The 24,825-nt window shown below is 57.6% G+C and carries 15 protein-coding genes; 2 read left to right on the forward strand and 13 right to left on the reverse strand.

Annotation, left to right across the window (positions count from 1 at the left end; translation table 11 throughout):
- Positions 1 to 97: 97 nt before the first annotated feature.
- The 5 genes from E6C55_RS25645 to E6C55_RS25665 form a co-directional block, all read right to left on the reverse strand.
- Positions 98 to 1,777 (reverse strand): sensor histidine kinase, encoded by a 1,680-nt coding sequence (locus E6C55_RS25645; protein ID WP_136372687.1) that lies wholly within the window; start codon positions 1,775 to 1,777, stop codon positions 98 to 100.
- Between the two features lie 84 nt (positions 1,778 to 1,861).
- Positions 1,862 to 3,229: an ABC transporter substrate-binding protein gene (locus tag E6C55_RS25650; RefSeq protein ID WP_168735878.1), complete on the reverse strand. Its 1,368-nt coding sequence runs from the start codon at positions 3,227 to 3,229 to the stop codon at positions 1,862 to 1,864.
- Positions 3,230 to 3,334: 105 nt separating this feature from the next.
- Positions 3,335 to 4,141: a carbohydrate ABC transporter permease gene (locus tag E6C55_RS25655; RefSeq protein ID WP_136372689.1), complete on the reverse strand. Its 807-nt coding sequence runs from the start codon at positions 4,139 to 4,141 to the stop codon at positions 3,335 to 3,337.
- Positions 4,138 to 5,079 (reverse strand): carbohydrate ABC transporter permease, encoded by a 942-nt coding sequence (locus E6C55_RS25660; RefSeq protein WP_136372690.1) that lies wholly within the window; start codon positions 5,077 to 5,079, stop codon positions 4,138 to 4,140. The genes E6C55_RS25655 and E6C55_RS25660 overlap by 4 nt, the downstream gene beginning before the upstream one ends.
- 168 nt (positions 5,080 to 5,247) lie before the next feature.
- The gene (locus tag E6C55_RS25665; RefSeq protein WP_136372691.1) at positions 5,248 to 7,113 is read right to left on the reverse strand and encodes a patatin-like phospholipase family protein; all 1,866 of its coding nucleotides are present in this window, start codon (positions 7,111 to 7,113) and stop codon (positions 5,248 to 5,250) included.
- 132 nt (positions 7,114 to 7,245) lie between these two features.
- Between E6C55_RS25665 and E6C55_RS25670 the strand changes: the two genes are divergently transcribed.
- Entirely contained in the window at positions 7,246 to 7,809 is a 564-nt protein-coding gene (locus E6C55_RS25670) for a TetR/AcrR family transcriptional regulator (RefSeq protein WP_136372692.1), read from the forward strand.
- Positions 7,810 to 7,951: 142 nt separating this feature from the next.
- Here the strand turns inward: E6C55_RS25670 and E6C55_RS25675 are convergent, their stop codons facing one another.
- From E6C55_RS25675 to E6C55_RS25700, 6 genes are all read right to left on the reverse strand, one after another.
- On the reverse strand, positions 7,952 to 12,583 hold the full coding sequence (locus E6C55_RS25675; protein WP_136372693.1) for an S-layer homology domain-containing protein: 4,632 nt from the start codon (positions 12,581 to 12,583) through the stop codon (positions 7,952 to 7,954).
- Positions 12,584 to 12,616: 33 nt separating this feature from the next.
- Positions 12,617 to 14,335: a DUF3502 domain-containing protein gene (locus tag E6C55_RS25680; protein ID WP_136372694.1), complete on the reverse strand. Its 1,719-nt coding sequence runs from the start codon at positions 14,333 to 14,335 to the stop codon at positions 12,617 to 12,619.
- 104 nt (positions 14,336 to 14,439) lie between these two features.
- Complete coding sequence (locus E6C55_RS25685; protein WP_136372695.1) at positions 14,440 to 15,333, reverse strand: carbohydrate ABC transporter permease; 894 nt, start codon at positions 15,331 to 15,333, stop codon at positions 14,440 to 14,442.
- A 20-nt stretch (positions 15,334 to 15,353) separates the two neighbouring features.
- A complete protein-coding gene (locus E6C55_RS25690) occupies positions 15,354 to 16,274 on the reverse strand; it encodes an ABC transporter permease (protein ID WP_136372696.1) in 921 nt (306 codons plus the stop codon).
- A 183-nt stretch (positions 16,275 to 16,457) separates the two neighbouring features.
- Positions 16,458 to 18,836 carry a helix-turn-helix domain-containing protein gene (locus E6C55_RS25695; protein WP_168735879.1) on the reverse strand — a complete coding sequence of 793 codons (2,379 nt, stop codon included), beginning with the start codon at positions 18,834 to 18,836 and terminating at the stop codon, positions 16,458 to 16,460.
- A 42-nt stretch (positions 18,837 to 18,878) separates the two neighbouring features.
- The gene (locus tag E6C55_RS25700) at positions 18,879 to 19,841 is read right to left on the reverse strand and encodes a DUF1861 family protein (protein WP_136372698.1); all 963 of its coding nucleotides are present in this window, start codon (positions 19,839 to 19,841) and stop codon (positions 18,879 to 18,881) included.
- A 195-nt stretch (positions 19,842 to 20,036) separates the two neighbouring features.
- Between E6C55_RS25700 and E6C55_RS25705 the strand changes: the two genes are divergently transcribed.
- Positions 20,037 to 20,900 (forward strand): helix-turn-helix domain-containing protein, encoded by an 864-nt coding sequence (locus E6C55_RS25705; protein WP_136372699.1) that lies wholly within the window; start codon positions 20,037 to 20,039, stop codon positions 20,898 to 20,900.
- Between the two features lie 54 nt (positions 20,901 to 20,954).
- Here E6C55_RS25705 and E6C55_RS25710 read toward each other — a convergent pair whose 3' ends face one another.
- The gene (locus E6C55_RS25710) at positions 20,955 to 22,271 is read right to left on the reverse strand and encodes a carbohydrate-binding domain-containing protein (protein ID WP_211093651.1); all 1,317 of its coding nucleotides are present in this window, start codon (positions 22,269 to 22,271) and stop codon (positions 20,955 to 20,957) included.
- Positions 22,272 to 22,461: 190 nt separating this feature from the next.
- Complete coding sequence (locus E6C55_RS25715) at positions 22,462 to 24,780, reverse strand: helix-turn-helix domain-containing protein (protein WP_136372700.1); 2,319 nt, start codon at positions 24,778 to 24,780, stop codon at positions 22,462 to 22,464.
- Positions 24,781 to 24,825: the final 45 nt, after the last annotated feature.

A 24,825-nucleotide genomic window follows, 5' to 3' on the forward strand; every position in this document is an offset into this window, starting at 1 on the left:
CTGGTAGATAACTCGATTTTCGACTGGGTTTGATTTGATGTGCCCTTTTTCTTGACTCATCCGCCTCATGGCCAAAAAAATTTCCAATTCTCATGAATCAGGGGCTTGACATCATACCGCTGGACTTCTCTCCCGGCATGTGAAGGCTGACGACCGTGCCGCACGGCTGCGCGTCCGCAATGGTCATCTCGGCCCGCTCGCCATAATGCAGCCGCAGCCGCTCCCGCACATTGTGCAGGCCGATCGACTTCTTGGCGGAGGCGGCTGGCGAGGCGGAGCGGGCGAATCCGCTCCCGTCGTCGGCGACGATCACCTGAATGCCGCCGCGGGCGGCGACGGCCGCAATCCGAATGTGTCCCGCGGCGCGTCCGCTGAAGGCGTGCTCGAAGCAGTTCTCGACGAGCGGCTGGAGCAGCATCCGAAGAATCGGCAGCGGCAGCGACTCCTCGGCGAAGCTCAGCTCGACGCGGATGTTCTCTCCGAATCTCGCCCGCTGAATCTCGATATACTGCCGCAGGTATTGCCGCTCTTCCTCCAGCGGCCAATAGCGTTCGCTTCGATACAACTGCTGCCTGAGCAGATAAGACAGCGACAGGACAAGCGAGCCGATCCTCTCCTGTGCGGATTGCTCCGCGAGGAATCGAATCGTACTTAGCGTATTGAGCAGAAAATGCGGGTTCATCTGCTGCTGCAGCATCACCATCTCCAAATTCCGCTTCTCGGCGGCGGCCCACTCCAGATTGTTGCGCGTCGTGGCCAGATTGTGCATCAGTTGCTGCAGCAAGTCGGACAGCTCCGTCAAGTGACGGTCCGCATGAATCGGCACCGACAAGTCGAGCGACGGATTGACAAGCCGCTTGGACAGCAGCCTGATCTGATGAACGACGCGGCTGACCGTGCGCATGACGAACGTGGAGGAGACGATGAAGATGATCAGCACGACCAGGAGCGAAGCGATCATCATCAGTTGGAAGTAACGCAGCTCCTGCGCAATGACAACCCCGGCGTCTGTCGGGATCATCGCCCACGGCGTCGGCGCCAGCGCGATGGCGGCGCTGTCCGCCGTTGTCCCCGCCGCTTGACGCTCCTCGCGCGGGTAGATCAACGTCCCCGCTTCATCGCGGATCTCATACGAGCCGCTGTCGCTGCGGAGAATGTCCGACAGCGCCGTCAGCGGAATCGCCATCGAGACGATTCCCCGCATATTCGCGGTCACCGGGCTGAAGATCCAGCGGCTCAACACGATCAGCGGCTCTGCGGTGCCGCCCGGGTCCAGCACGCTCCATTGGAAGCTGTTGAAGAAGTCGTGGCCTTCCCAGTGAACCGTTCCCAGAATGGCCTGCTCCAACTGTCCTTTGCGCCAACCGAGACGGGACACGTTCGATTCGAAGGGTACGCCGTAATAGTCCTGAATGACGACGGCATACTTCTCGTTCAGGAAGAACGTGTACTGCAGCCGCTCGATCGCCTGCAGATACGTCGAGTTCTTCTCGATGCTGTACGGATCTTCGTTCTGCAGCGCATTGATGAACGCCTTGTCGCCGATAAACCCGTTGGTAGACATGAATGCGCGCTGGAACAGGTCCTTCACCCGGGAGGAGGTCTGCTCTGCCTTGATCCGGTTTAGCTCGCCCACCTTGTTCATCATCGTGCGCTCCGAGAATTGATAGGCGGCAGAGAGAATAAGGCTGAGCGGGATGAAGATGGCTACCAACAGCATGACGATTGTTCTCTGCACCGATCTCGGACCCGCGTACCGCCGAATGAACCCTCTCACGCGCCTTCAGCTCCCGGTAACAAAGCCAGGCCCGTTCCGGGCAGAAGGGCATGGCCGATTAATAATGGAATTATGGCAATGGAATTATTGTTTGCTCTGCTCGACGATCGCCGCATCGACTTTGGTCTTCACACTCTTCAATACGTCGTCGACCGTCATGGCGCCGGTGTAGTATTGGCTGACGATGTCGAGGAAGGTGGATTCATACTCCTGCGGCGCGCCGAGCACCGGCTTCTCTTCTACGTTGATCACGTCCGGATCGCCGCCGAACAGATACGTGACTTGCTCGAGCGTAATATCGTCATCCTTCAGCGCCTCGGCCAGGTCGGCGAAGTATTGATCCTTCGATACCTTCGTGTACATCGGCAAAGCGCCCGCGCCGAGCGTATAATCCGCGACGTATTCCCTGGCCAGAATAAGCGCTTCTTTGGCGTGTTTGGAGTTTTTCGGAACGGCGAGCGAATCGATGTTCGACCAGTTCATATGCTTGCCCGCCATCTCCGTCGGCACGGGCATCGGCGCGATCCCCGCCTTCCAGTCCCGCGGATACTGGTCCTTCTTCGTCGCCGCGAGCTGCGCGTACCATTGGGCTCCGACCACCATTCCGTACCCGCCGTTCCAATAGGAGAGGAAGTCGGTATTGTTCTGAATGTACTCGGCGATCGGCATGGCTGCCTTCCGCACGTTCATGACATCGTTCATCCATTCCAGGCTGCGCTTGAATTCCGGAGCGTCGATGTTGGCCATGCCGTCATCCGTGTAGAACTTGCCTTCGTTCAACTGGCTGCCGTAACCGTAGAAGTACATGCCCCAGTTGTTGTAGAACATGCCGTACACTTTGTCCTTGCCGCTTGTATTCGTGATCTTCTGCGCAACCTCGGCCATCTCGTCCCAGGTCATCGGCACTTTCGGATCGGGATAAGGAACACCCGCGTCGTCGAACACTTTCTTGTTGTAGTACAGCATCCAGTTGTTCTGTTGAATCGGGAAGCGATAATGCTTGCCGTCCTTGTCCGGCTTGAAGTCGCCAAAGTCCTTGCTCATGTCGATGCCGACTTCTTGGGCGACGTCGTCGAGCGGCATCAGGAAGCCTTTGTTGATCGCATCGAACTGCTCGACGCCGTTGCCCCAGATCAGATCCACCTGCTCGCCGCTGGCCAGCATGATGTTGCGCTTGTTGATGTACTGCTCGTGCGGCACCGACACCGGATCTACCTTGATGTTCGGGTATTTGGCCTCGAATCGGTCGAGGAATTCCTTGAATTCGGCGGAATCCAGATATTCCGAGATGTTCAGGAACTTCAGCGTGACCGTCTCGCCCTTGCTGCCGCTTGTCGTCTCCGCAGGCTTTGAAGCCGCTCCTTCGCCCCCATTGTCGTTCTTGCCGCCGCACGCAGCCAGCGATGACGCCAGCACGATCGATACGGCGAGCAACCCCCATTTTCTCACCATGATTGGAACCTCCCTTAAGGATTGTGTTTGCGCTTTCATTATGACCCGGAGGCACTTGCAGTCCCATGTACGAAATGCTCATTCTGTTTGTAATATTGTCTGCGTTTATCCCTTGAGGCCGGAGGAGACGATGCTCTCGACGAACTGCTTCTGCAATGCCAGGAATACGCCCAGCACCGGGATGATCGCCAGGCAGGCCAGCGCCATCTGCATCGCGTACTGCTTGCCGAATTGCGTCTGGAAGCTCTGCAGGCCGAGAGGAATCGTGTATAAGGACTTGGAATGAAGGAAGATGAGCGGCTGAAAATATTGGTCCCAGATCATAAAGAAGCTGAGCAGTCCGAGTGTCAGCAGCGGGGTTCGGGCCAGCGGCAGGGCGACGCGCGCGAACGACCGGAAGATGCCCGAGCCTTCGATATAGGCGGCATGAATCAATTCCTTCGGGAACGACAGGAAAAATTGCCGCATCAGGAAGATCGACAAAATATCGATCGTGTTCGGGAGAATGAGCGCCCAGTGCGTGTCCAGCAAACCGATGAACCGGAACGAAATGAACTGCGGCAGCAAGGTCAACTGGTAGGGAATGAACAGCGCCGCCAGGAAACAGAAGAAGATCGCTTCCGAATAGCGGAACCTGAGATAGCCGAACGCATATCCGCCGAGCGCAGCCAACAGCAGCCGGAAGCAGGAGGAGACGAGCACGACGAACAGGGAATTCCACAGCCAGGTCAGAAAATCGGTCTGCGTCAAAATATGGGCATAGTTGCTCCAATTGACGTTGTCCAGGTGGATAAAGACGAACGGCCGCTCGAACACCTGATTCTCATACTTCAGGGAAGTCGACACCATCCACAGCAGCGGCGTGATGAAGACGAACCCGATCAGCAAATATACAATGGAGCGCAAGGTCATTGGTAGAACACCCACTTCTTCTGGGCGAACCAATTGATCGCGATGAGTGCAAGCGTAAGCACGAACAGGAACATGCCGACCGCCGAGGCGTACGAGAAATTATAAAACTCGAAGGCCGAGCGGTAGATGTGATAGGTCAGCGTCGTCGTACTGAACGCCGGCCCGCCCTTGGTCAGCAGAGCCATCTGATAGAATGCCTGCAAGCCGCCGATGATGGTAATGAGCAATAAATAGAAGGAAGTTGGAGAGATGAGCGGCAGCGTGATCTGTCTGAACCGCTGGAAGCGGTTCGCTCCGTCGATGTCCGCCGCTTCGTAATAGTCCCTGGACACGCCTTGCAGCGCCGCCAGAAACAAAATACAGTGGTAGCCGACGTCCTTCCAGGCTCCGATCAAGGCGAGCATCGGCAGCGCCCAATGCGTATCGACCATGTATTGGGGAGGATTATCCACGCCGAGACTCATCAGGAGCGTGTTCACCGGCCCTTCCGTCGGATGGAGGAACACGTTCCATACGACCAGCGTAGCGACATAGGTCGTAATGTACGGCACGATGAAGAACGTGCGGACGAGGCCGCGCGCCCTCATCCTGCTATTCAGAATGAGCGCCATGCCGATCCCAAGCGCCAGCGTCAACGGAACGTAGATCAGCATATACTCGAGCGTGTTGCGCACGCTCTTCCAGAAGTCGGCGTCGTGCAGCATCTTGTCGTAGTATTGGAATTGCTTGAATTCGAACGTGTAGGTCATCAGATCGACCTTGTACAGGCTGAGCAGCAGTACGCACACCATCGGAATCAGAATGAACAGAACAAACCCGGCCAGTGCCGGCAGTGCGAACAGCAGCCCGGCCCGCCGTTCCAGCCTCTCCAGGGAATAGGTCCGCGAGCGCTGTCGCCCGCCGAACCTGCCTGCCTTCGTTGTTGCCGTTGTCGCCATATGCTTCCTCCTTCGTCTTCTCTGATGCCATTATGCGTCCGGAGAAGGCGTGAAGGAATAGAACAACGACCGCTGTTATTTGTAGGATCGTCCGATTCTACAGGTAGAATTATAACAGCGGTCGTTGCTTGACACTCTTAATGGAATCTTAAAAGAAAGCGGGAGATATTAGGAGCTTATCGATTGGAGCTTATCTTGAATCGCGGAGAGAGAGTCGCGGGCTACCCGCTCTCCCTCTTGAATGTGCAAGGAAGATAATTTGAACGAGATGGAGCCGTTCTCCAGCCGAGGATTCAGCACGATGTCGGCCAGTTGCAATTCGTCCTGCATCATCCGCTTGCTCATGATGTCAATCGTGTTCAGAATGGTCGCGACGAAGTTCGCCGGCTCTCTCTTCGCGGAATCCGGCGTGCTCAGATCGACGGCGATAACCATGTCGGCGCCCATGCTTCTCGCAAGCGCAACGGGAACGGGATGCGCAACGGCTCCGTCGAGCATCAGGTGGCCTTCGTGGCGGACCGGCCTGATCACTCCGGGAATGGCCGTGGAAGCGCAGATGGCATGAGACACTTTGCCCTTGTTGAGAATATGAGCCTCGCCGTTCAATGCATTGGAGGCCACGGCTGCGAACGGAATCCGCAGTTCGTGGAAGTCGACCGGACCGATATAGTTCTCCACGAAGCGAACCATCGGATGGTTGTCGACGAACCCGTTCTGCGGAAGGGTCGGGCGCACAAGCTGCCTCCACCGCACGGTGGGCAACACTCGTTCGAATGCCGCAACCGGCTGCCCTCCCGCATACAGCGCGCCGATAAAAGCGCCGACGCTTGTGCCGGCGATCATATCGATCGGGATTCCCGCCTGCTCCAGCACTTTGATCACCCCGATATGCGCCGCTCCCCGCGAGCCGCCGCTTCCTAACGCCAGAGCGATTCGCGGACGGGTTCCGGGCTCGCGCGCGCTCCCGAAGCGAAGATGCGGAATGCGGATCGTGTCCCCGTTGCTCCGGATCAACGCCTCATGAACGACCCGTCTCAGCTCCTCGACATTCCCTGCAAGAAACGGGAAATTGCCGATAAGGTTCATCGCTTCTTGCGACATCAACCGCTCGGGCGAATCGAAGCCCGCATCGGCGATAAAGGAATACACAAGCGAGGGAATATCCTCCGTCCGTTCCCTAAGCGGAACGATCTCTATGCGATCCTTCGCAAGCTCAAGCGGATGCCGCGCCGTCAGGATAAATCGGGTGTCATCCAACGAATGGGCCAACCGACGCAATAAATCGGCAGGAAGAGCGTCGGCATCCCTTAGGATAATCGTTCCACCTCTTGCCGACCTGATCTTCGTCTCCCACTCCTCCAGTTGCAGATTTACACCGTCCAGCAGAAATACCGGGCATTCGGCTCTCCGCGATAACGCATGAATCTCCAGAGCGGCATGGGCTCGGCCGACTCCGTTCTCGCCGATAATGCAGAGCGTGTCTTCCCTCCGGCTCCATTCGGCGATCTCGCTTCGAAGTCCGTTCATGAACAGGCTCTCTCCGACCAGTTCCCCGTACCGGGACTGCTGCTCCTCCTGCAACTGGCGCAAGAGCACGGAGCTTCTCATATATTCTTCCACGATGCGATCGTTGGAGTTCGAGATCCGTTGAACCATCGCATCGACCATGTGATTGCGGAACTCGGCGCTCTTGTCCATCAATTGAAGCAAGCCTTCGCGAGGCATCGATACCGTCCGGATCGGTCCGTTCGCCTGAACCGTAGCGCTCACCGCGCCGCCTGTCAGACAGGACATCTCGCCGACGAATTGCCCCGGTCTCAGCTTGGCGACATGGACTTTGGTCTCTCCTTGAACGTAAACATCCAATACTCCGCTCAGAATAATATGGAAGTGGTCGGCCTCCTGGCCCTGTCGCAGAATTGCCGTCCCGCTTGCGAATTCATTGATTCTTAAATACGTGCGTATCGACAGCAAATCCTGATCGTTCAACTCGCCGATAATCGGAAATTGATTGATTTCCTCATAGCTGGTCAAGACGCAAGCATCCTTTCCTCATTTGTCCCCGGCTGTATCATGTTATATATTAGGTTTAAATATAATTTGAATTTTCATTGGAACCCACCGGGAAGTCAAGCGAATCCAAGATAAAGGACAAATGGAGGGAATATGTACCGCAACCGAGAGGACCAACGATCCATCCAGGCGAAAACCAGACTGTACCGCGCTTTGGCGCACACGATGAGGGAAAAGGAGTTTCCATCCATTACGATCAAAGAAGTGGTCCAGGCCGCACAGGTGGGGAGATCGACCTTCTATCGAAACTTCGATCATCTGGAAGCTATCCTGCTGTGGAAGTGCGATGAAGCCTTCGCGGATCTCTACCGCTACATTGTTCAATCGCTGACCCGAACGCCGGCCGATACGGCCGGGAAGTACCCTTTTATCCTGCCCTTCTTCCGTTATTGGCAGGAAGATTCGGAGATCGTCGAGCTCTTGATCGCCGCCAACCGCATCGACGTCATCGTTGCCGCATTCGAGACGACTACGGAGAAGCTTGTGCTTGCGTTGCAGCCGGCCGTGAGGAAGGAAGCTCCTTACTTCGACTACTTCCTGGCTTTCCGATCCGGGGCGATTGTTCATGTCCTGCTGCACTGGATTCGTCATCGGAAAAATTTATCTCCCGAGCAGTTGCATCAATTCATTGAGGCGCAATCCGAAGGGTTGGTTTAGATAGAGCCAACGGATAGAGCCAATGAATAGAACCGGCAGATAAATAAAGCCCCCCCATCACAGGATCAAGCAAGCCTTGGCGGCCGCTCGATCCTGTGACGGGGGGCTTCTGTTGAATTGTACTCGGGTAAATTGCCCGGGCTTATCTATTCAACAAGTTCCATACCGCTTGAGCGGTCTCGGCTCGGCTGGCAAGCGAATGCGGATCGAAGAGGCCGCTCCCCTTGCCGCGCATGAGACCCTCGGCAAGCGCCTTGCTCACATTCTCCTTCGCCCACGAGGACACCTCGTTCCGATCCCGGATGGCCTGAGCCGCTTGAGTCGCTTGAGCCGCTTGGTCCCCTTCCGCCGATGCCGCAGCGTTCCCTTGCAGGATGCCGAGAGCCCGCACGAGCAGCGTCGCCATCTCTTCCCGCGTCAGGCTTGCGTCCGGAGCCAATGCGCCCCCTTCCGTGCCCTGGATCAAGCCGGCCGCGAAGGCGCTGGACAGATCGCTCATGTACCAGGCGCCTTCCTTCGCATCGACGAACGGAAGCGTGGTATCCGTCTTCGGAAGCTCCAACGCCTTCACCAGCAAGGCCATAAATTCCGCACGGGTTGCCGGACGCGAAGGCTCGAAGCGCTCATCCGACACGCCGCTTGCGATATGCCGGGCCGCGAGCACCTGCACAACCCGCGCAGCCCAATGCGACTGCGGCACATCCGCGAACGACTTGCGATACTCCAATACGGCAAGCTTGGCGTTGGCGGTCAGTTGCACGATGGCCGCATTCGCTGCCCGATCGATCCGACCGCCGATATAATTCCACCGGCCGGTCGCCTCGTCATAAGCGTACACGCCGAGCAACTCCTCGTCGATCCCGCTCTCCTCATAAGGCAGAGTTACCGCAGCCCCATTCTGAAGCTGCACCTCCGACTCGCTCCCATCCGTCCGTTGCATCCCGACACGGAATCGGTACGCGTCCCCGGCGAACTTCGCCGCCGCGCTTCCCTCGCCAACCGCAGGCTTGTTCTTCGCAGCATCGGCGTCCGGGGCAAGCTCTACGATCAAGGCGGCTCCGCCCGCCTTGGAGGCTTGCGATTGCAGCGCCAGAACCTCGGATTCCGCGAACAGGACCGTCGCTGCTCCGAATTGAACGAGCAGCTCGCGAGCCTCCAATTGCGCGAACGGAATTGTTGCCAGTGTTCGGCCCGCTTCCACTTCGACGACCGACCTGCCGTCCTTCACCGTGACGATTGTCCCCGTCGTGCCGCCGACCGAGCCGTTCCCGGTCTGCGTATCTCCCCCGCCGCCTTCTCCGGATTCGGACGGCTGATAGGTCAATGCGATCGTCTCTCCCCCCGCGATCGGAAGCGCCCGAGTCCCGCCGATATAAGAGCCGGTTGCCGTCAGCAGGCCGTTATCCCCGTCGATAAGGATATTCAGCGTCTTGCCCTGAACGTGCAGACCCGACACTCCGACCGTCCCTTCCAGCAAGCGAACCGCGCTCGGCGTGCCCTTGTCATAATCGAAGCCGTTGCGCAAGAGCACGTTCTCGATCATCTGCGAGATGCCGAACAAGGACGGCCGCACGCCCGCAGGCAACGGCGGATTGTCGTTGGTGTAGGATTCGGAGAAGAAGTTCCCGGTACGGACAATATCGCGCATGGCGATCTGGACCATCTGGGATGCCTTCTCGACTTGTCCCTTGGCAATCAGGCCATAAATCGTATAGCCCCAATCCGGCTGCTTCGGGTTGACGAACCCGGCGAACGATTGACTCGGATCGAAGTAGCTGTCGAACAGTTGCAGCATCGTATCGGAATAAGTGCCCTGAAGCTCGTCCACATAGAGACCGGTCGTCACCCATATCGGGTTGCCGCCTGCCCGCGAGCCTGTTCCGACATCGTAATACTGCGACGGAAGCGAGCTTGTCGTCGGCCAGAACCATGTCTTATACTGCTCGAACAAGGCCAGCCGCTTCGCCTCCCAATCCGCTCGATCCGCAGGCAGACCGAGAATGTCCGCAATCTCCTCCATCCGTTTGATATCCATCATCGCGGACACGACGAACTCGGCGTCCCGCTCGTTCGGATTGTCATGCGTGCCGTAGATCCAGCGCGGATTGTCGATCCGCCAGTTCAAGTACCGCGTCAAGGCCGGATAGACCTCTTGCAGGTGTGCGAGATTGCCGGTGACCTTGTACAGAATAAGCGCGGTCTGGGCTTTGCGCGAAGGCAGGCTCTCCCCGCCGAGCTGCCCGTCTTCCTGTACGAGAGACATCAGCCCGCGGAATGCGTTCCATGCGGTGTCCGGATCGACATACGCATAGAGCTGAATGCCCATCAGGCTGTCCCACGACGCCGTGAACGGGTTGGTCGGCTCCCCCTCGTCCCACAGCGAAGCCTTCCCCGTTGCTATCTGCGGATACGGATAGGCCGCTTCGGAAGGCAGCACATTCTGGGCCAGCAGAACCCAGGCGGCATAATAATCGTGCTTCACATCGGCGGAGGCAACCCCCTTCCGCATAATGGTCGGCATCTCGAAGCTTGCCGGCTGGGGCACGGAAGCCAGGTAAGCGTCCCAGTAGGCCTCGCGAGCCGCGCGCACCTGCTGCAGGTCCGCAGTCAGCGGAGCTTGCGCCCAGTCGGCCGCGCTCTCCTTGTCGTCTCCCGCGGCCAGCGCTGCCGCAACGATCAGCTTCCCTGCGGGAAGCGCGTCGGCACTCAGCTCCAGCAGCCAGAACCCTTGGGCCGGCGCCTGATCGAGCGCGTTGATGTCGGCGAGCAGATCGCTCTCGGAAGCGTAATACTGGATTGCCGTCGCAGCGGACGCGCCGTTAATGGCAATGGCGGCGGCATGTCCGCCTTGATCGATCGTCAGGACGCCGTCCGCCCACGCGACGCTGCCGTTGTACTTCCCTCCCACATACAGAGAGCTTCCCGGCGCAGCGCCGGCGAGGCTCGCGGATCGCACAACCGTGTTCTCGTCATAGAGGAAGTCCGCTCCCTGAATGGAGCTGCCATCCTGATAAGACGCCTGGAACGGAAGCTCGGTCGGCGTCCATTCCGTCGAATACGAGGCCGCGCCCGCCAGCTTCTGCTCCACGTGCAGAATCTGAAGCTTGCTGAACGTGGCCGAAGCGCCTTGCCCGATGGCAAACAGGTACACCCGGAACGACTTGGTGCCGGACCATCCGGTAATCTGACGGAGATCGTACAGCAGCGTCCCGTCCTTGCCGGTGTCGGACTGCAGCACATATTCCGAGACGCCGTCGTTCACTTTAAGCGACCACATTCCGGCGACATCGGAGACGGATACTTCAAGCGTCGACGTCTCGTCCAGATCGACCGTAATCGGATCCTTCGTATAGATCGCTTGCCAGACCGGGTTCGCATTCGCCGACACGCTCAGCTTGACGCCTTGATCCCCGACCGGCTCGACGAGCAAGTCTTCCGGAGACTGTTGGTCGGGAAGACCAGCCTGCCACATGTCAAGTTGCCCGATGCTCGGCCTCCAGCCGTACGCAATGCCGCCTGTCGCGCCGGGCACGGCCTTGTACAGCATGACCATATCCGACAGCTCCCGGCTTGTCCGCTGGCTGGCCGCGTTCAAGTAGCCCAGGTTAAGCGGCAGCGTCGGACGGTTGCTGTATTGCGAAGCCGTCGTGCCTCCCGCCGTCTTGAAGTCGAACGGATTGAGGACAAGCTTCGAGCCGGGCAGGCTCAGGTCTCTGCGCTGCAGTTCTCCCGTCTCGCGAAGCTCGGCGCTGGTCGGGACAGCGGAATCGACGCCCGGATCGTCCGTCTGTTGTTCAACCTCTTCCTCCACCGGCACACGGCTTACAAGCTGCAAGCTGTCGATCGTAACCGACTTCCCGCCGCCGATTCCCCACACCGAGACGGCGAACGTCTTCGTGCCGTCCCACCCCGTTGCATCGGGGATATCGAAGGCGAAGCTTCCGGCCGTCGATTGATCGCCGGACAGCCCGATGTCGGAACCCGAGCTGTCCTCCAGCTTGACGCTCCAGGAACCGCCCGGATCGACCGCGCCAATCCGGAGCTTCAAGATCGGCCCGGCCGCCATATCGACCGTAAATCTCTTCACGGTCGTCATCTTCTGATACGGCGGATCGGCCGTATCGTTCACTTGCATCCGAAGTCCGCCCTCGTCGGTGTAGTCCAGAACGAGGTCCTCCTTGACCCAAGCGTTCAGATTGGACAAGTCCGCCTCCCAGATCGGATATTCGGCAGCCGGGTTCGCTCCCGTAATCCGAATCTGGTCGATCGTCGTCGCGGAGCCGGCGCCAATCGCCCACAGCTCGAGGGTGAACGACTTCACTCCCGTCCATCCGGTCGCCTCCGCGATAGGGAAGACGAACTCCCCGGTATCGCTGCGATCCCCCCCGGTCAGCACATAAGCCTGCGTGCCATCGCTTGCCTTCACGCTCCAGGAGCCGCCTTGGACGTCCGCTACGGATATCGCAAGCTTCGGATCGTCCTCCATATCGAAGCTGAGCTGCTGCAGGGCGCTCATCTTCTGCCATGCCGGATCGGCATCCGCATTCACGGCCATCTGCACGCCGGCAGCGCCGTTAGCCGTTGCCGTCAATCCGGGCTCCACGTACCAGTCCGCTGCGATATTGGAGAAGTCCGCTTCCCAGCGGACGACATCGTCTCCCGCAGCCGCCGCCTTCCCGACAACGCCGCTTCCCGCGCCAACCGGCGCTGCGCTCGCCAGCAGCACGACGGCCAACATCAACAGCAGTATTTTCCGCCCCATATTCCTTCTCATCGGGCATTCCCTCCCATGTTGGAATTGGCAGTACTATTGATTCTCGTAAGGGTGCTCCTGCAGGAACGCTTCGAACTGCTTCTGCATCTCGTCCCGGACCTTCTGCGCGCCTGCCGCATCGCTCTTCTTCTGAATGCTCTCGATGGAAGCCATCATGTCGCTCTCGTCGATCATGCCGTCAAGCAAGGGCCGCTGCAAGGTCCCGACGTCGTTCAGCTTGGCTTGCTCCGCCTTCACGCTGTCCACGTTAAAGCTGAAGCCGGCACCCGGGTCCTTGTACAGGAAGGACGAATCGCCCAGCTTCTTCATAACCTCCACGACTTCGTCCGGAGTCGTCGACAGCATGCGAATGTAGTTCGGATTCCAGGTCAGCTCGAAGCCCGGGAAGTTGTACAGCGTGCTCAAGTCCTTGCCCCCCGGCACGCTGTATTTATCCGCGCCCTCGGCTACCCAATCCTGCCCTTCAAGCCCGTATTGGATCAGATCGTGATGGCTGGTGTCCGAATAGATCCAGTCCAGGAACTGCATGACGCGGTCCGCATACTTCGAGGACGTTGGAATGGCCAGGAAGTTCCAAGCCTGGAACGTGCTCTTCATCTGCTTCGCAACCCCTTCCCGCAAGCCTCGGTCCACGATGAAGGTACCGAGCTCGGCGTCGGGCAGCGAGCTGGCCACCTGCTGCACGATGTCCGTGTACGTATCGATGCCGCGAATGTAAGAGGCCGCCTTGCCGGCTTTGAATTGGTCCTCCGCCGACTTCTGGCTTAACAGGTCCTTCTCCAGATAGCCTTTGGTGTACCATTCGCGAGCCTTCTTGATCTTCCACAACGGATCAAGCTCCTGATACTCGGCGGGCATCTCCTTCATGTAGTCCGGGTCCAGCTCGGCAATCCATGTCTTCGCCACGTACGGCGTTCCGTCCGCGCGAATCACCATGCCGTTGCTGCCGCTGTAATTATGCTTGTCCGAGAGCGGACGATAGATATATTCGATATAAGTGGTCACGACATCGCCGACGGCGCCGTTAAAGCTCAGCGGCACCATGCCTTTCTCATTCTGGAGAATGGCGTCGTAGTACTGCTCCAATTCATGCTCGTCGTTAAGCGCGCCATCCGTCCCGATGCCGTACTTCTTCGCCAGGTCCTTGCGGTAATAGATCGTGTCTCCTCCGGTGAAAGCCGTCGTGAACGGAACGGCGTAGGTATGGTATTCGCCGTTGCCGTCCTGGAACTTGTTGTTGTTCAAATATTCCGCGTCGAACGCCTTCTTCAGCCCAGGATACTGATCGTTGTCGAAGTAGGCATCCAGATTCCGAACGAGTCCCTTCGACACCGCCTGATTCGTCGGCAGTCCCGCCAGCCAGCCTGCGGTGAAGAAGCCGTCCACCTTCTCGCCGGCGGTCAGCTTCAGGTTGACCGTGTTGCCGATATCGGCCGCATTCGTCCAATGCCAATTGATCTTGATGTTCAGCGAGTCTTCCGTCTGCTTGTAGAATTCGTCCATGACGGCTTGCAGATTGTTCGGCTCGCCTCCGTTCGTGGAGAACAGGTAGAAGTCAAGCGTGACAGGGTCCGGCTTGTTGGCCGGGGAATTCGCCGCAGTCGTTGCGGCAGCCGACGGAGATTCGGAATTGGCCGCGCCGCCACCGGTATTGTTGCCCGCGTTGTTGCCTCCGGCGCAGCCGGCGAGCAGGGCGGCCGATGCGATCAGGCAGATCGCCGCGTTGCGAGTCTTGCGGATAGATCCTTCCATGTTGTTGTTTCCTCCCTTTTGTATGTGTGCATCTATGCTTAAATCGAACTTGTCCCTCTCGTGCGAGCGGACAAGCGATTCGAAGCCAACAGGATCGGGCCGGATTACCCCTTGACGGCCCCTATCGTAATACCCTTCAGAAAATACTTCTGAAGAAACGGATACAGAAGAATGATAGGGCCGATGCTGATCATCGCGGTTGCCATTCGGAGTCCGACCGACGGAATCGATTGCCCGCCAAGCGCTTCGCGCGCCCTGGCCCCGAGCGAGGATTGCAGGAAGTCGACTTGGGTCTGAATTCTCATAATCAGGTATTGCAAAGTGTACAGCCGCTGATCGTCGATGAACAGCAGCACCTTGTACCACTCGTTCCAGTAGCCCATGGCAGCGAACAATCCGATGGTCGCCAGAATCGGCTTGGACAGCGGAAGCATGATTTTGTAGAAAATATACATGTCGTTCGCCCCGTCGATCTTCGCGGATTCCGCCAGGGCATCGGGCAGCGTCGCGAAGTAGTTGCGCATCAGAAACACGTTGTAGGCATTAAGCGCTGCCGGGATAATGAGGACCAGCATGTTGTTCTGCAGATGCAGCAGCCTGGTCGTCAGAATGTAGGTCGGCACAAGACCGCCGTTAAACAGCATCGTCGCGTAGGCGTACAGGCTGATCTGCCTGCGAGCCTTCAGCGTCTTGACCGTCAGCGGATAAGCAAAGGCGGATGTGACGATCAAGGTCAGCAGCGTGCCGGCCGCCGTCGTCACAATCGTAATCAGGTAGGCTTGCATAACCGAATCCGTTCCCGTAAAGACAAGCTTGTAAGCCGTCAGGTTAAATGAAGCCGGCCATAAGCCGTAGCCGTTCCTGACCATGCTCATCTCGTCGCTGAACGATGCGACAAGGGCAACCCAGAGCGGGAACAGGCACAGCAGCGAGAACAATCCCGTGCAGGCATAGAGGAAGCCGAGCAGCATTCGGTCCCCGACATTGAGCTTCTTCATTCCGATATTCTCCTCTCCCATCAGAACAACGCGGAGTCTTTGTCCATCTTCTTGACAAGTCCGTTAGCCGACAGCACCATGATGAACCCGACAACCGATTGGAAAAGCGAAACAGCCGCCGACATGCCGATATTCCCGTCCACCCTCAGTGCGCGATACACATACGTATCGATGATATCCGTCGTCGGCCGCAGCAGCGGATTGTCGCCGACCAGCGCATAGATCATTCCGAAGTCGCCCACGACGATGCCGCCGATGCTTAAGATGAACAGCATAACCGTCGTCGGCCGCAGCAAGGGAACGGTGATCCGCAAGATCGACTGGGTGCGGCTCGCTCCGTCGATCTTGGCCGCCTCATAGATCTCCTGATCGATTCCGGCAATCGTCGCCAGATAGATTACGGTGCCGAACCCGACTCCCTTCCACAATCGCAGGAAGACGAGCAGCGCCGGCCAGACGTCGGGGTCCTGGTAGAAATTAAACGTCTGCAGCCCCATCGCGTTCAGCATTTGATTAAGCAGACCGCCGTCGGTCGCGAAGATCGCCGATGCGAACACCGCCACCACGGTCCAGGAGATGAAGTTGGGCAGGAACATAAGCGATTGGAACGTGCGCGACAGGAACCGGACCCGCAGTTCGTTGAGCCCGATCGCCATCAGCATCTGCACCGTCAGCCCCGTAACGATGAACAGAGCGTTCAGGAACACCGTATTGAACGTAATGTGAATCCAATCGTCCGAAGTAAAGAAGAACTTGAGGTTGTACCAGCCGACGAATTCGCTCTTGAACCCGTACAGTCCAGCCATCGGATTAAAGTCGACGAAAGCGTAGTACAGACCGACCAGCGGCAAGTAGTTGAAAATGAAAAAGAAAAGGATTCCCGGCAACAGCAACGCATATAAAAATTTGTTGACGTTTATCTCTCGCAGCACCCATCTCATCCGATGTCAGCATCCCTTCGTTCCGCTCTTCGCCCCGCTCAAGCGATGGGCTACATCGAATTTACCCCGCTCGGCCGCGCCAAACTAGTGAAAATCCTTCCGATTCGCGCGATTGTTAATTATCAAACCCCTTATAACGGGATAAAAAAAGGACGAGAGGGTTATCTCCCCTCTTCGTCCTTCTTATATCGCTTCCGGCGAATCCGCTTCCGCTCCCCGGCCATGCTGCTTCCGATATTCATCCGGCGTCATCCCGACGGCCTTCTTGAAGGCGGTATAGAAGTAGCCCCCGCCCTGGAACCCGATCGTCTCGGCGATCTGCTGAATCGGGAGCTCGGTCTGCTCCAGCAGCCGCTTCGCCGCTTCATACCGCTTCGCGCTAAGATAAGCGGAGATCGTTATCCCCGTCTGCGCCTTGAACAGCGTTCGCAAGTAGTTGGGCGACAGCTTGGCAAGCTCGGCGAGAGCTTCGACCGTCAGCCCCGGATCGGCAAAATGCTCGTCGATGTGCGCTTGGACGAATGCGGCGATATCTCCGTAACGGGTCTCTTTTTTCTTGCGGATGGCTTCGATCGTCCTCCGATAGATTCGCAGCAGCTTATCCCGTCTATCGGCAATCGTGTCCCTTCCGCTCATCCTCTTGTCCACCAGCAGGTAATCGAACTCGATTCCGAGCGCCGGCAGCTCGTCGGCCTCAATCAACTGGTTGATCGTCCTGGCCGATACGATCGCCAATTGATTCATGGCAAGGATCATCTCCTGGCAGGTATAAGGCTCAATCGCGGCGAGGAAGTCATCCAAGCCGCAGCGAACCTTCTCTTCGTCTGCGCCTTTTAGACCGTCGATTATTTTTTTCTCGATCTCGATCGGATACCGATACTCTTCGTTGCGCTGCGGCACGATCGCCGCGTAGTCCAGGATGGAGCCTTGGCCGAATACGAGATCGTATTCCGACGCCTGAAGCGCGTGCAGGTACGAGGTGTGAATTCCCTTGATCCCGTGCTCCTCGGTTCCGACGCCAATCGTCAGCGCTAGCTTCAAGTAGCGATTGCACGCCTGCTTGATCAGGCTCAGCTTCTCCATCAGAATCGAGACGCCCGCAGACTCGGACGGCCGGGGCTGCTCCATGAGCACAACGACCTGATCCTCGCCGGCCTCCACGGCCACGGCAGGGAACGATTCGCTTAGAATCTCCTCGGCAATATTGGCGATGCTGTACCGGTACAGCGACCAAGCCCGATTCGATTGCGAAGCCGAATTCTCGGCAGCCTGATCGACGAACAGCACAGCAGCCCGATAAACGCCGTTCGGCAGCCGGAGGCCGACTTCCTGCTCCTCCCATTCCTCCGAATGAACGTATTCCCCATGCACAACCTTAAGCCAGAACTGATTCCTCAATACGAACCGGTTGCGGTTCTGTGCGGTTCGGAACGTCTCGATATCCCCGCTCATCGCTTCATACACCCGGCTGAGATAGGCGTATTCGTCAAGCTCGTTCATCTTCCCTTCCGCTTCCGGACGGAACTTGCCTCTCGCCCAGTACAGCAGCTTGCGCATCGGCGAATACAAGTTGTGGGTGAACCACCCGGCGATGGCGATGCTGAGCAGCACGAACACCCCGGTAATGCCGATCATGTACTGCTGCAGCTCCTGCACGGAACGAGTCAGATCGCGATACTTGCTAACGCTTACAAAACTCCAGTTTAACAGCCCGGAAGCTTCGATCCGCTGGAACGACACAAGCGTGTGCTCGCGATCGACGTTCAGATCGAAGGTTCCGCCCAATTGCGGGTCGTTCGCCATACGCTGCTCAAGCACGGAGTCAAGCGATGCGGGAACAATGCCGGCCGGATCGAAGCGGGAGATCATTCGCCCCTCCCGATCGACAATCAGAAGGGCGCTTGTCCCGGAATTGTTCTTGGTGACGATCATATTGCGAAGCAGCCGTTCGTTGATATTGTAGATAAGCGCGCTTCGCAGGTTGTCATCGCTGAAGATAACCGTAATGACCTGCTCATTCTTGACATCCGAGCCGTTGATCGTCTCCGCCTGGCGAACGTACACCTTGCTCTCTCGCCCTTCCATGAAGCCGGCCGTGTTCAGTCCCTCGTAAATTCCGGCATCATAGAAGTCCCCCTCGCTGCGGACGGGCCCGATCGAGGAGAACATCTGATCCGCATTCGAGTTGTACACGTACACGGAATCGAACAACGAATAGTTCGTAATGATCTCGCTGAGGCTGGCGGAGATCGTTCCGTACTCGACGGGGCTCAGATCCGTGCGGACCATCGCATCCACCAGCACGCTGTTCGTCTTGAATTCCTTGTACATATAATGGAAGGTCGTATTCCACAATTCGTTAAACGTATTGGCCGTATGCTCCAGGCTGTTGGCCGTTACGCTCTTGATCTCCTGCACGCTGCTGCGGGAGAAGCGGATATAGAGAACGGAGGACAACAGCGCGATCAGAATGGACCCGATGACGACATAGGACAGAATGATTCTGAGCAACACCGACTTGCGGCGTATGTATCCCCTGATGCTTCTTCCCGTCGCGACCATCTGCCGTTCCTCCCCGCCTGTTCCGATCATTCCAGCCTGCCGCTACATCCTCTGCACGATCCGCCCATGCCCCTCGAACGGATAGTCGATCACGATTCGGCCGGCCTCCGTGTCCCCGATGCCGCTGTACAGATCGCATCTGCCGTCTTCGCGCATCACGATGCCGGAGGTGAACGCGCAATCGGTCAGCTCCGTTTTTTTCGCCGGCCCATCCGGATAACAGGCGCGGGTGCCGATAATTTTCTGATCCAAGGCTTCGTGTTTGTCTATGTCGAATACGAAGGAGAAGTTCATATAAACCGCTGTTACTTGTCCGTCGTCCCCGACTTCCTTGCGGCTCTTATGCCCGATGACGCCAATCCTGCCGCTGTCCAGATAGTAAGCCTGGTTGCAGCCTCCCCATTCGTCCTTGCCGAACAAATCCGGGATGCACGGGGCATGCTCGATGACTTCCGCCGTCAGCTCGTCAAGGCCGTTGATGCTGGTGAAGCCGATGATCGACTCGCTTCCGTACTGCCGCCGCACTTCTTCGCTGCGGGGTCTGGAGAAGACGCCGAGCCTGCCTCCGTCCATCTCCACGAGCCGGATATCCTTCATGTACTCGGGACCTGTCGTAAAATAATACAAGTCATTGATATCCGTCCCTTTGTAGAAGTAACCGAAGTAGGTGTCCACAGCGCCCTGCTTGTATCTCACATGCGTGCCGCCCATGACCAGTTGCTCTCCAATGAAGCTGACATACGGATCTTCCAGTTGATAGATCATCGAACCGGGAACCAGCGACCACTCGTCCGGCCCGCTCTTCTCGAACAGCCGCACCCACGAGCGCGCCCATTCCTCGCGTCTCTCCACGCGGCCGAACAGGTACTCCTTGCCCTGCCACCGGAATGGAATCGATACATTATAGACATCATACCCTTCGACCCCGCGGAAGGAAAGCTTCACACTCTCATAGACGTTCAGGTGCAAGCTCGATTGCTGCTGGGATAGTAGCACTGGGATCATCTCCTTATATCATCTTGGTACCGCTTATTTTATCACCGACCTCGCTCGGCATCTTTCCGATTTTTTACTTGAGACTACGTTTTCTTTGCATTTCTTTGATGACAGGCGATTCTTCCTTGAAAATAAAGCCGTCAGCCTTCTACCCATTTGTCCTGCAATATGTTATTTTGATGTCAAAGGAGGCGGGTGCGCTCTATGGGAATCTCCCTGCTCCGAGCCGAGCTCGGCATCGACCCCGAAGCGGAAGGCCACTATCGCGACATATCCGGCATTGGGAACACGTCCGGAATCCATACCCACGACTTCTATGAGTTTTTCTTGATTGCGGAGGGGGCCGCTTATCATTGCTGCAATGGACACAAGGAGACGGTGAGCGAAGGCGCGCTCGTCTTCATGCGTCCCCGCGATATCCATTATTACGAACCGCTTCCCGGCACTGATTGCCGGCTGATCAATCTGTCGTTCTACGAGCATACGTTGACGGCTCTATTAACCTACCTCGGCGATGGATTCCCCAAGGAATCGTTCCTCGGGAGCCCCGACCCGATCACGGTGCAGTTGTCCCGGCGGGAGAAGCTGCTGCTGCAGGAACGATTGGAGAAGCTGATTCGAATTCCGCAGCAGGAGAAGCCCCGCTTCCGAACGGAGCTGCGCGCAGTTCTCGCCGAGGTGTACAGCCGTTACCTGATGCCTTCCGTTGTGCCGGAGCAGGACACGAAGCCGAAGTGGCTCGCGAACCTGTGCCTGGAGATGAAGGAACCGGAACGGTTCCTCGAGGGCATCCCGGCCATGGTTCGGCTATCCGGCAAGTCCCACGCTCACCTGTGCCGAGTATTCAAGAAGTGGGAGAACCAAACTCCGCTCGCCTATCTGAACCTGACGAAGCTGCAATATGCCGAGAACCTGCTGCTCCACTCGGACCGGAGTGTGCTCGACATCGCGCTGGAGGCGGGCTTCGGCAACCTGGGACACTTCTACAAGTCGTTCAGAGCGTTGTTCGGCAACACGCCTCAGACCCATCGCAAGCTTCATCAGGCGAGGCTTGCCCCGCTGGTGTGATACGCCAAAGGACCGTCAGGGGGAGCGCCCCTGACGGTCCAATCCAAATCCAGACTATTGTCGGCCCATTCCGCCGCCGCCCTGACCGCCGCCTTGACCTCGACCGCCACCGCCGCCGCCGAAGCCGCCGCCACCGCCGCCTCCGGGTCCCGTCTGCACGATCTCCGTGATTTTCTCCCCGTTGACCGTGACATCGCCGCCGTTTAACTGAACCGTCCCATCCGCATCGAACGCGGAATTCGCTTGTACCGTAATCGTTCCTCCATTAATATAGAGGTCGCCGTTCGAATCGAATCCGTCCGTATCGCCGCTGCCTACCGTGACGTCAATCGTGCCGCCGTTCACTTCGATTCTTACGTTCGAATCGACCTTCTGCGAGGCATTGATGCCGTCGTCGCTCGCATACACCGTGATCTGACCGCCATTGATCTGAATATAGGTGGATTCGATGCCTTCGACGGAGCTCGGGATGTCGATCGTGCCGCCGTCGATCTGAACCACGCTGTTGCCCTGGATGCCGTCGTCGCCGGCGGTGATCGTCATCGTGCCGCCTGCGATATAAATATAGCCCAATGTCGCGTCCTCATCGTGCTCGCTGTGGAGACCGTCCTTGCCCGCATCGATCGTAAGCGTGCCGTCCTTGATCCGAATAGAGTCGTTGGCCTCCAAGGCGTCCTCGGCGGATTGAATGCTGTAGGTGCCTCCGGTAATCTTCAGATCATCCTTCGTCGAGATTCCGTTCCCTTCGCTGGAGACAACGGTTAAGGTTCCGGTTCCGTTCAAGGTCACATCCGCTCTGGAGAAAATAACGGCGTCCAGATTGGTCTCCCCATCCGCCACATAGGTTCCGGTAACCTTCAGGCTGTTCTCGCTGTCCGTCGTCGTCACGAACACTTTGTCCGCTTCCTTCACATAGATGGCGGGCGCATCCTCATTGGTGATGCTGACGCCGTCAAGAACGAGCTGGACCTTCGCATCCTCCGCCGCCTCCACCACAACCGTCACGTCCGTTGCGTCTCCGCTCAGAACGTAGACGCCTGCTTCGGTCAACGCAACGTCTTGGCCGCTTGTCAGCGCGATCGACGTCGCATCCGTCAGGTCCGCCGTCTGCTCCAGATCCCGATCGCTGAACATGTCCGTCGTGTCCAGAGCGGAAGTGCCCGTTGCCGCCGCCGCTGTGCCGGAAGATGCATTCTCGCTTGCGGTCGCTGTGCTGTCTGCCGGAGTTGCTGCCGCTTCTTGGGTAGATGCAGGTTGAACGGTTGCTGCACTCTCGCTGTTATCCTGTGCCTTGGAGCATGCCGTCACCGCTGCGCTGAGCAGCAAGGCCGCCGCCATCGCGCCGATTCGTCTCATGTTCTTGGTTCTCATTGGGGAACACTCTCCTTATATGGATACTCGTCGCGTTTGCCGCGAATTGCTTGATCGCTTGCTGCTCGTTTGATGCTTGCTTGCTGCTTATAGGTAAATTCTAACGGGGATAACTTAAATCAAACTTAAATAAACTCGGGTACGCATAAGAAAAATCCGCCGGGGAAGTGTTCCCTGACGGATCTCCGGCTTACAGCCGCTCAGCCTGCCGATATTCCGACGGCGTCATGCCGGCGAACTTCTTGAAGCTTCGCATGAAGCTCGTCACATTGGTATAGCCTACCTGTTCCGCAATCCGGTTAACGTTCGCTTGGCTGGCAAGCAGCAGCTTCTGGGCCTCCTGCATTCGTACGGCAATCACATAATCGACGAAATTGATCCCGGTGCTCATCTTAAAGATTTTGCTTAAATGATTGGAGCTGACGGCAAATTCCTCGGACAACAGGTTAAGAGACAGCCCGCTGTTGCCGTAATTCAGGGAGATATAAGCTACAATCCGGGCGACCAGCTCGTCCGATTTGGTTCTGGAATTGCGCTTCTCAACCAGCGCCTCCATCATATGCCCCATCAGCCCAAGCAGGTATTCCCGCATGTCCGCCAGGCTCCCGGCTTGGGTCAGCCGGCCCTCGATCTCGGCATGACCCGACTGAAGGCGTTCCATCAGAGCCGGCTCCGCCACTTTCTTGCCGGTTCTGTAAATGAGCTGAAGGGCAAATTGCACCATCACCTTGTCCGTGAAGCGGCTCTGCGCGGCCAGAGCGAATATCGCGGCCAGCAGCTCCGCCACCTTGTCCGCATGGATCTGCCACACCGCTTCCTGCAACTGATCGGCCAGGTCGAACAGCTCCATCAAGCTCGCTCCGTCCAACACGGACATGTCGTCCCCGGTAATCACCGTCCCCGGCCCGGCCACCAGCTTGTAATGGATGCATTCCTGAGCCGCCCGATACGAGTCTTTGATGTCTGCGAATCGATGTCGGTACACGCCGATGCCGATGCTCAAGGAACGCTTGATGTACGTCTGAACGGCGTCCAGCAGCAGTTGGGCGAAGCTGCCGGCCAGCTCCGTATTCGCAGCGACATCCCCATCCCGGAAGCTGGCCAGAATGACCACCTGATACTCGTTGATCTGCACGGCCCCGCCCTTAAGCGCCTCCCCCCTCTCCCGCATAAGTTCTTCCGCCACGTTGCAGACGGCGTAGAGATACAGGTTCAGATCGGACATTTTCTCCAGAAGGGCCTTATTGTCCAGTTCCGCGATCATCACGATATAATGACCGGCGTACAGCTCCAGGCCGATATGGTCCAAGTAAGACTTGGCCAGATCGTAGCGGGTCCGTTGACCGGTAACGATGTCGAACACAATCTGCAGCTTCAATGCCGGCTTGCTCTCCTGAAGATGGCGCACCGCATCGGAGTAGCCGGACAGCATATCGCGGATTGTTCCCTCAAGACGATTAAAATCCGGACGCAGGCTGCGGGCGCTTCCCGTCGCCTCTCCCTCCCGCTTGTTGAACAGGGATTCCACCTTATTAATGAACCGCTCCATCGGACTGAACCAGGTTCGGTTGACCAGCACGACGGAGCCGACCGACAGCAGCGCCATTGCGCCGGCCAGAACCAGGAGAATATTGCGAATGGCGAGGAACAGGCCGCTCATCTGGCCCTGGGACACCACATAAACCAGCTTCCATCCGGTATAGGAGGATGAGGAATAGAAGACCCACTCCGAAGCCTTGTCGTTCTTGTGTCGGAAGAAGCCGTTGTCCTGCTCGGACAACACTTGCCCGCCCAGCTTGTATTCGGCAATGTTCCGGCCAATCCGGGACTTGTCCGCGTCGGACAGGATGATCCCTTCCTCGTTCACGACCAGCACATTCCCGCTGCTGCCGAACTGCAAGTCGGAGAACATGTCCGACAGCACCGTCTCGGGCAGGTTGACGGCGATGACGCCTTTGCGAGCCTCCGGCTTCTCCGCCATGGGATAGAATCGGATCAGCGTAACGGTGTGGCGGTCGGCCTTTTTTTCCTTAAAGAGAGGGTTGATCGTCCATTTGTAATAGAAGCTCATCTTATAGAACGCGCCGATCCAGTTGGTGTCCGTCTCCTCGGAGATCGGATTGTACAGTTCGTCGGACAGCACCATATCATTGTCCAGGGAATACAGGTACACGGACTGGATGGCAGGATAGGAGCGCTTGAGCCCGCTGATCTGGGACTGGATGCCGTCCAGCCGGATCAGATACTCGGGGCTGCCGGAGCGAGGATTGTTGAAGAAAAAAGCCGCGTCTCCCGTCTGCAGCATCTGGATGATCGCCCGATCGATCTCCGCGAGAGTGCTCTCCATTCGTTTGTTGATCTGATTCAGCATCTGCAGGTTGGAACGGACGACCTCCCGCTCCAGCCGCTGCGTTCCGCTTATATAGGAGATCAGCACCGTGCTCGCAATGATCAGGATGAAGAGCGAAGCGTAAATCACCTGGATCTTGTAAGCCATATTCCGCTTCACCCGCTGCCGCCTCCCTTATGTCGTTATCGCTCCAACCATCATAAT

Source organism: Cohnella fermenti, assembly GCF_004801405.1.
Taxonomy (GTDB): Bacteria; Bacillota; Bacilli; order Paenibacillales; family Paenibacillaceae; genus Cohnella; species Cohnella fermenti.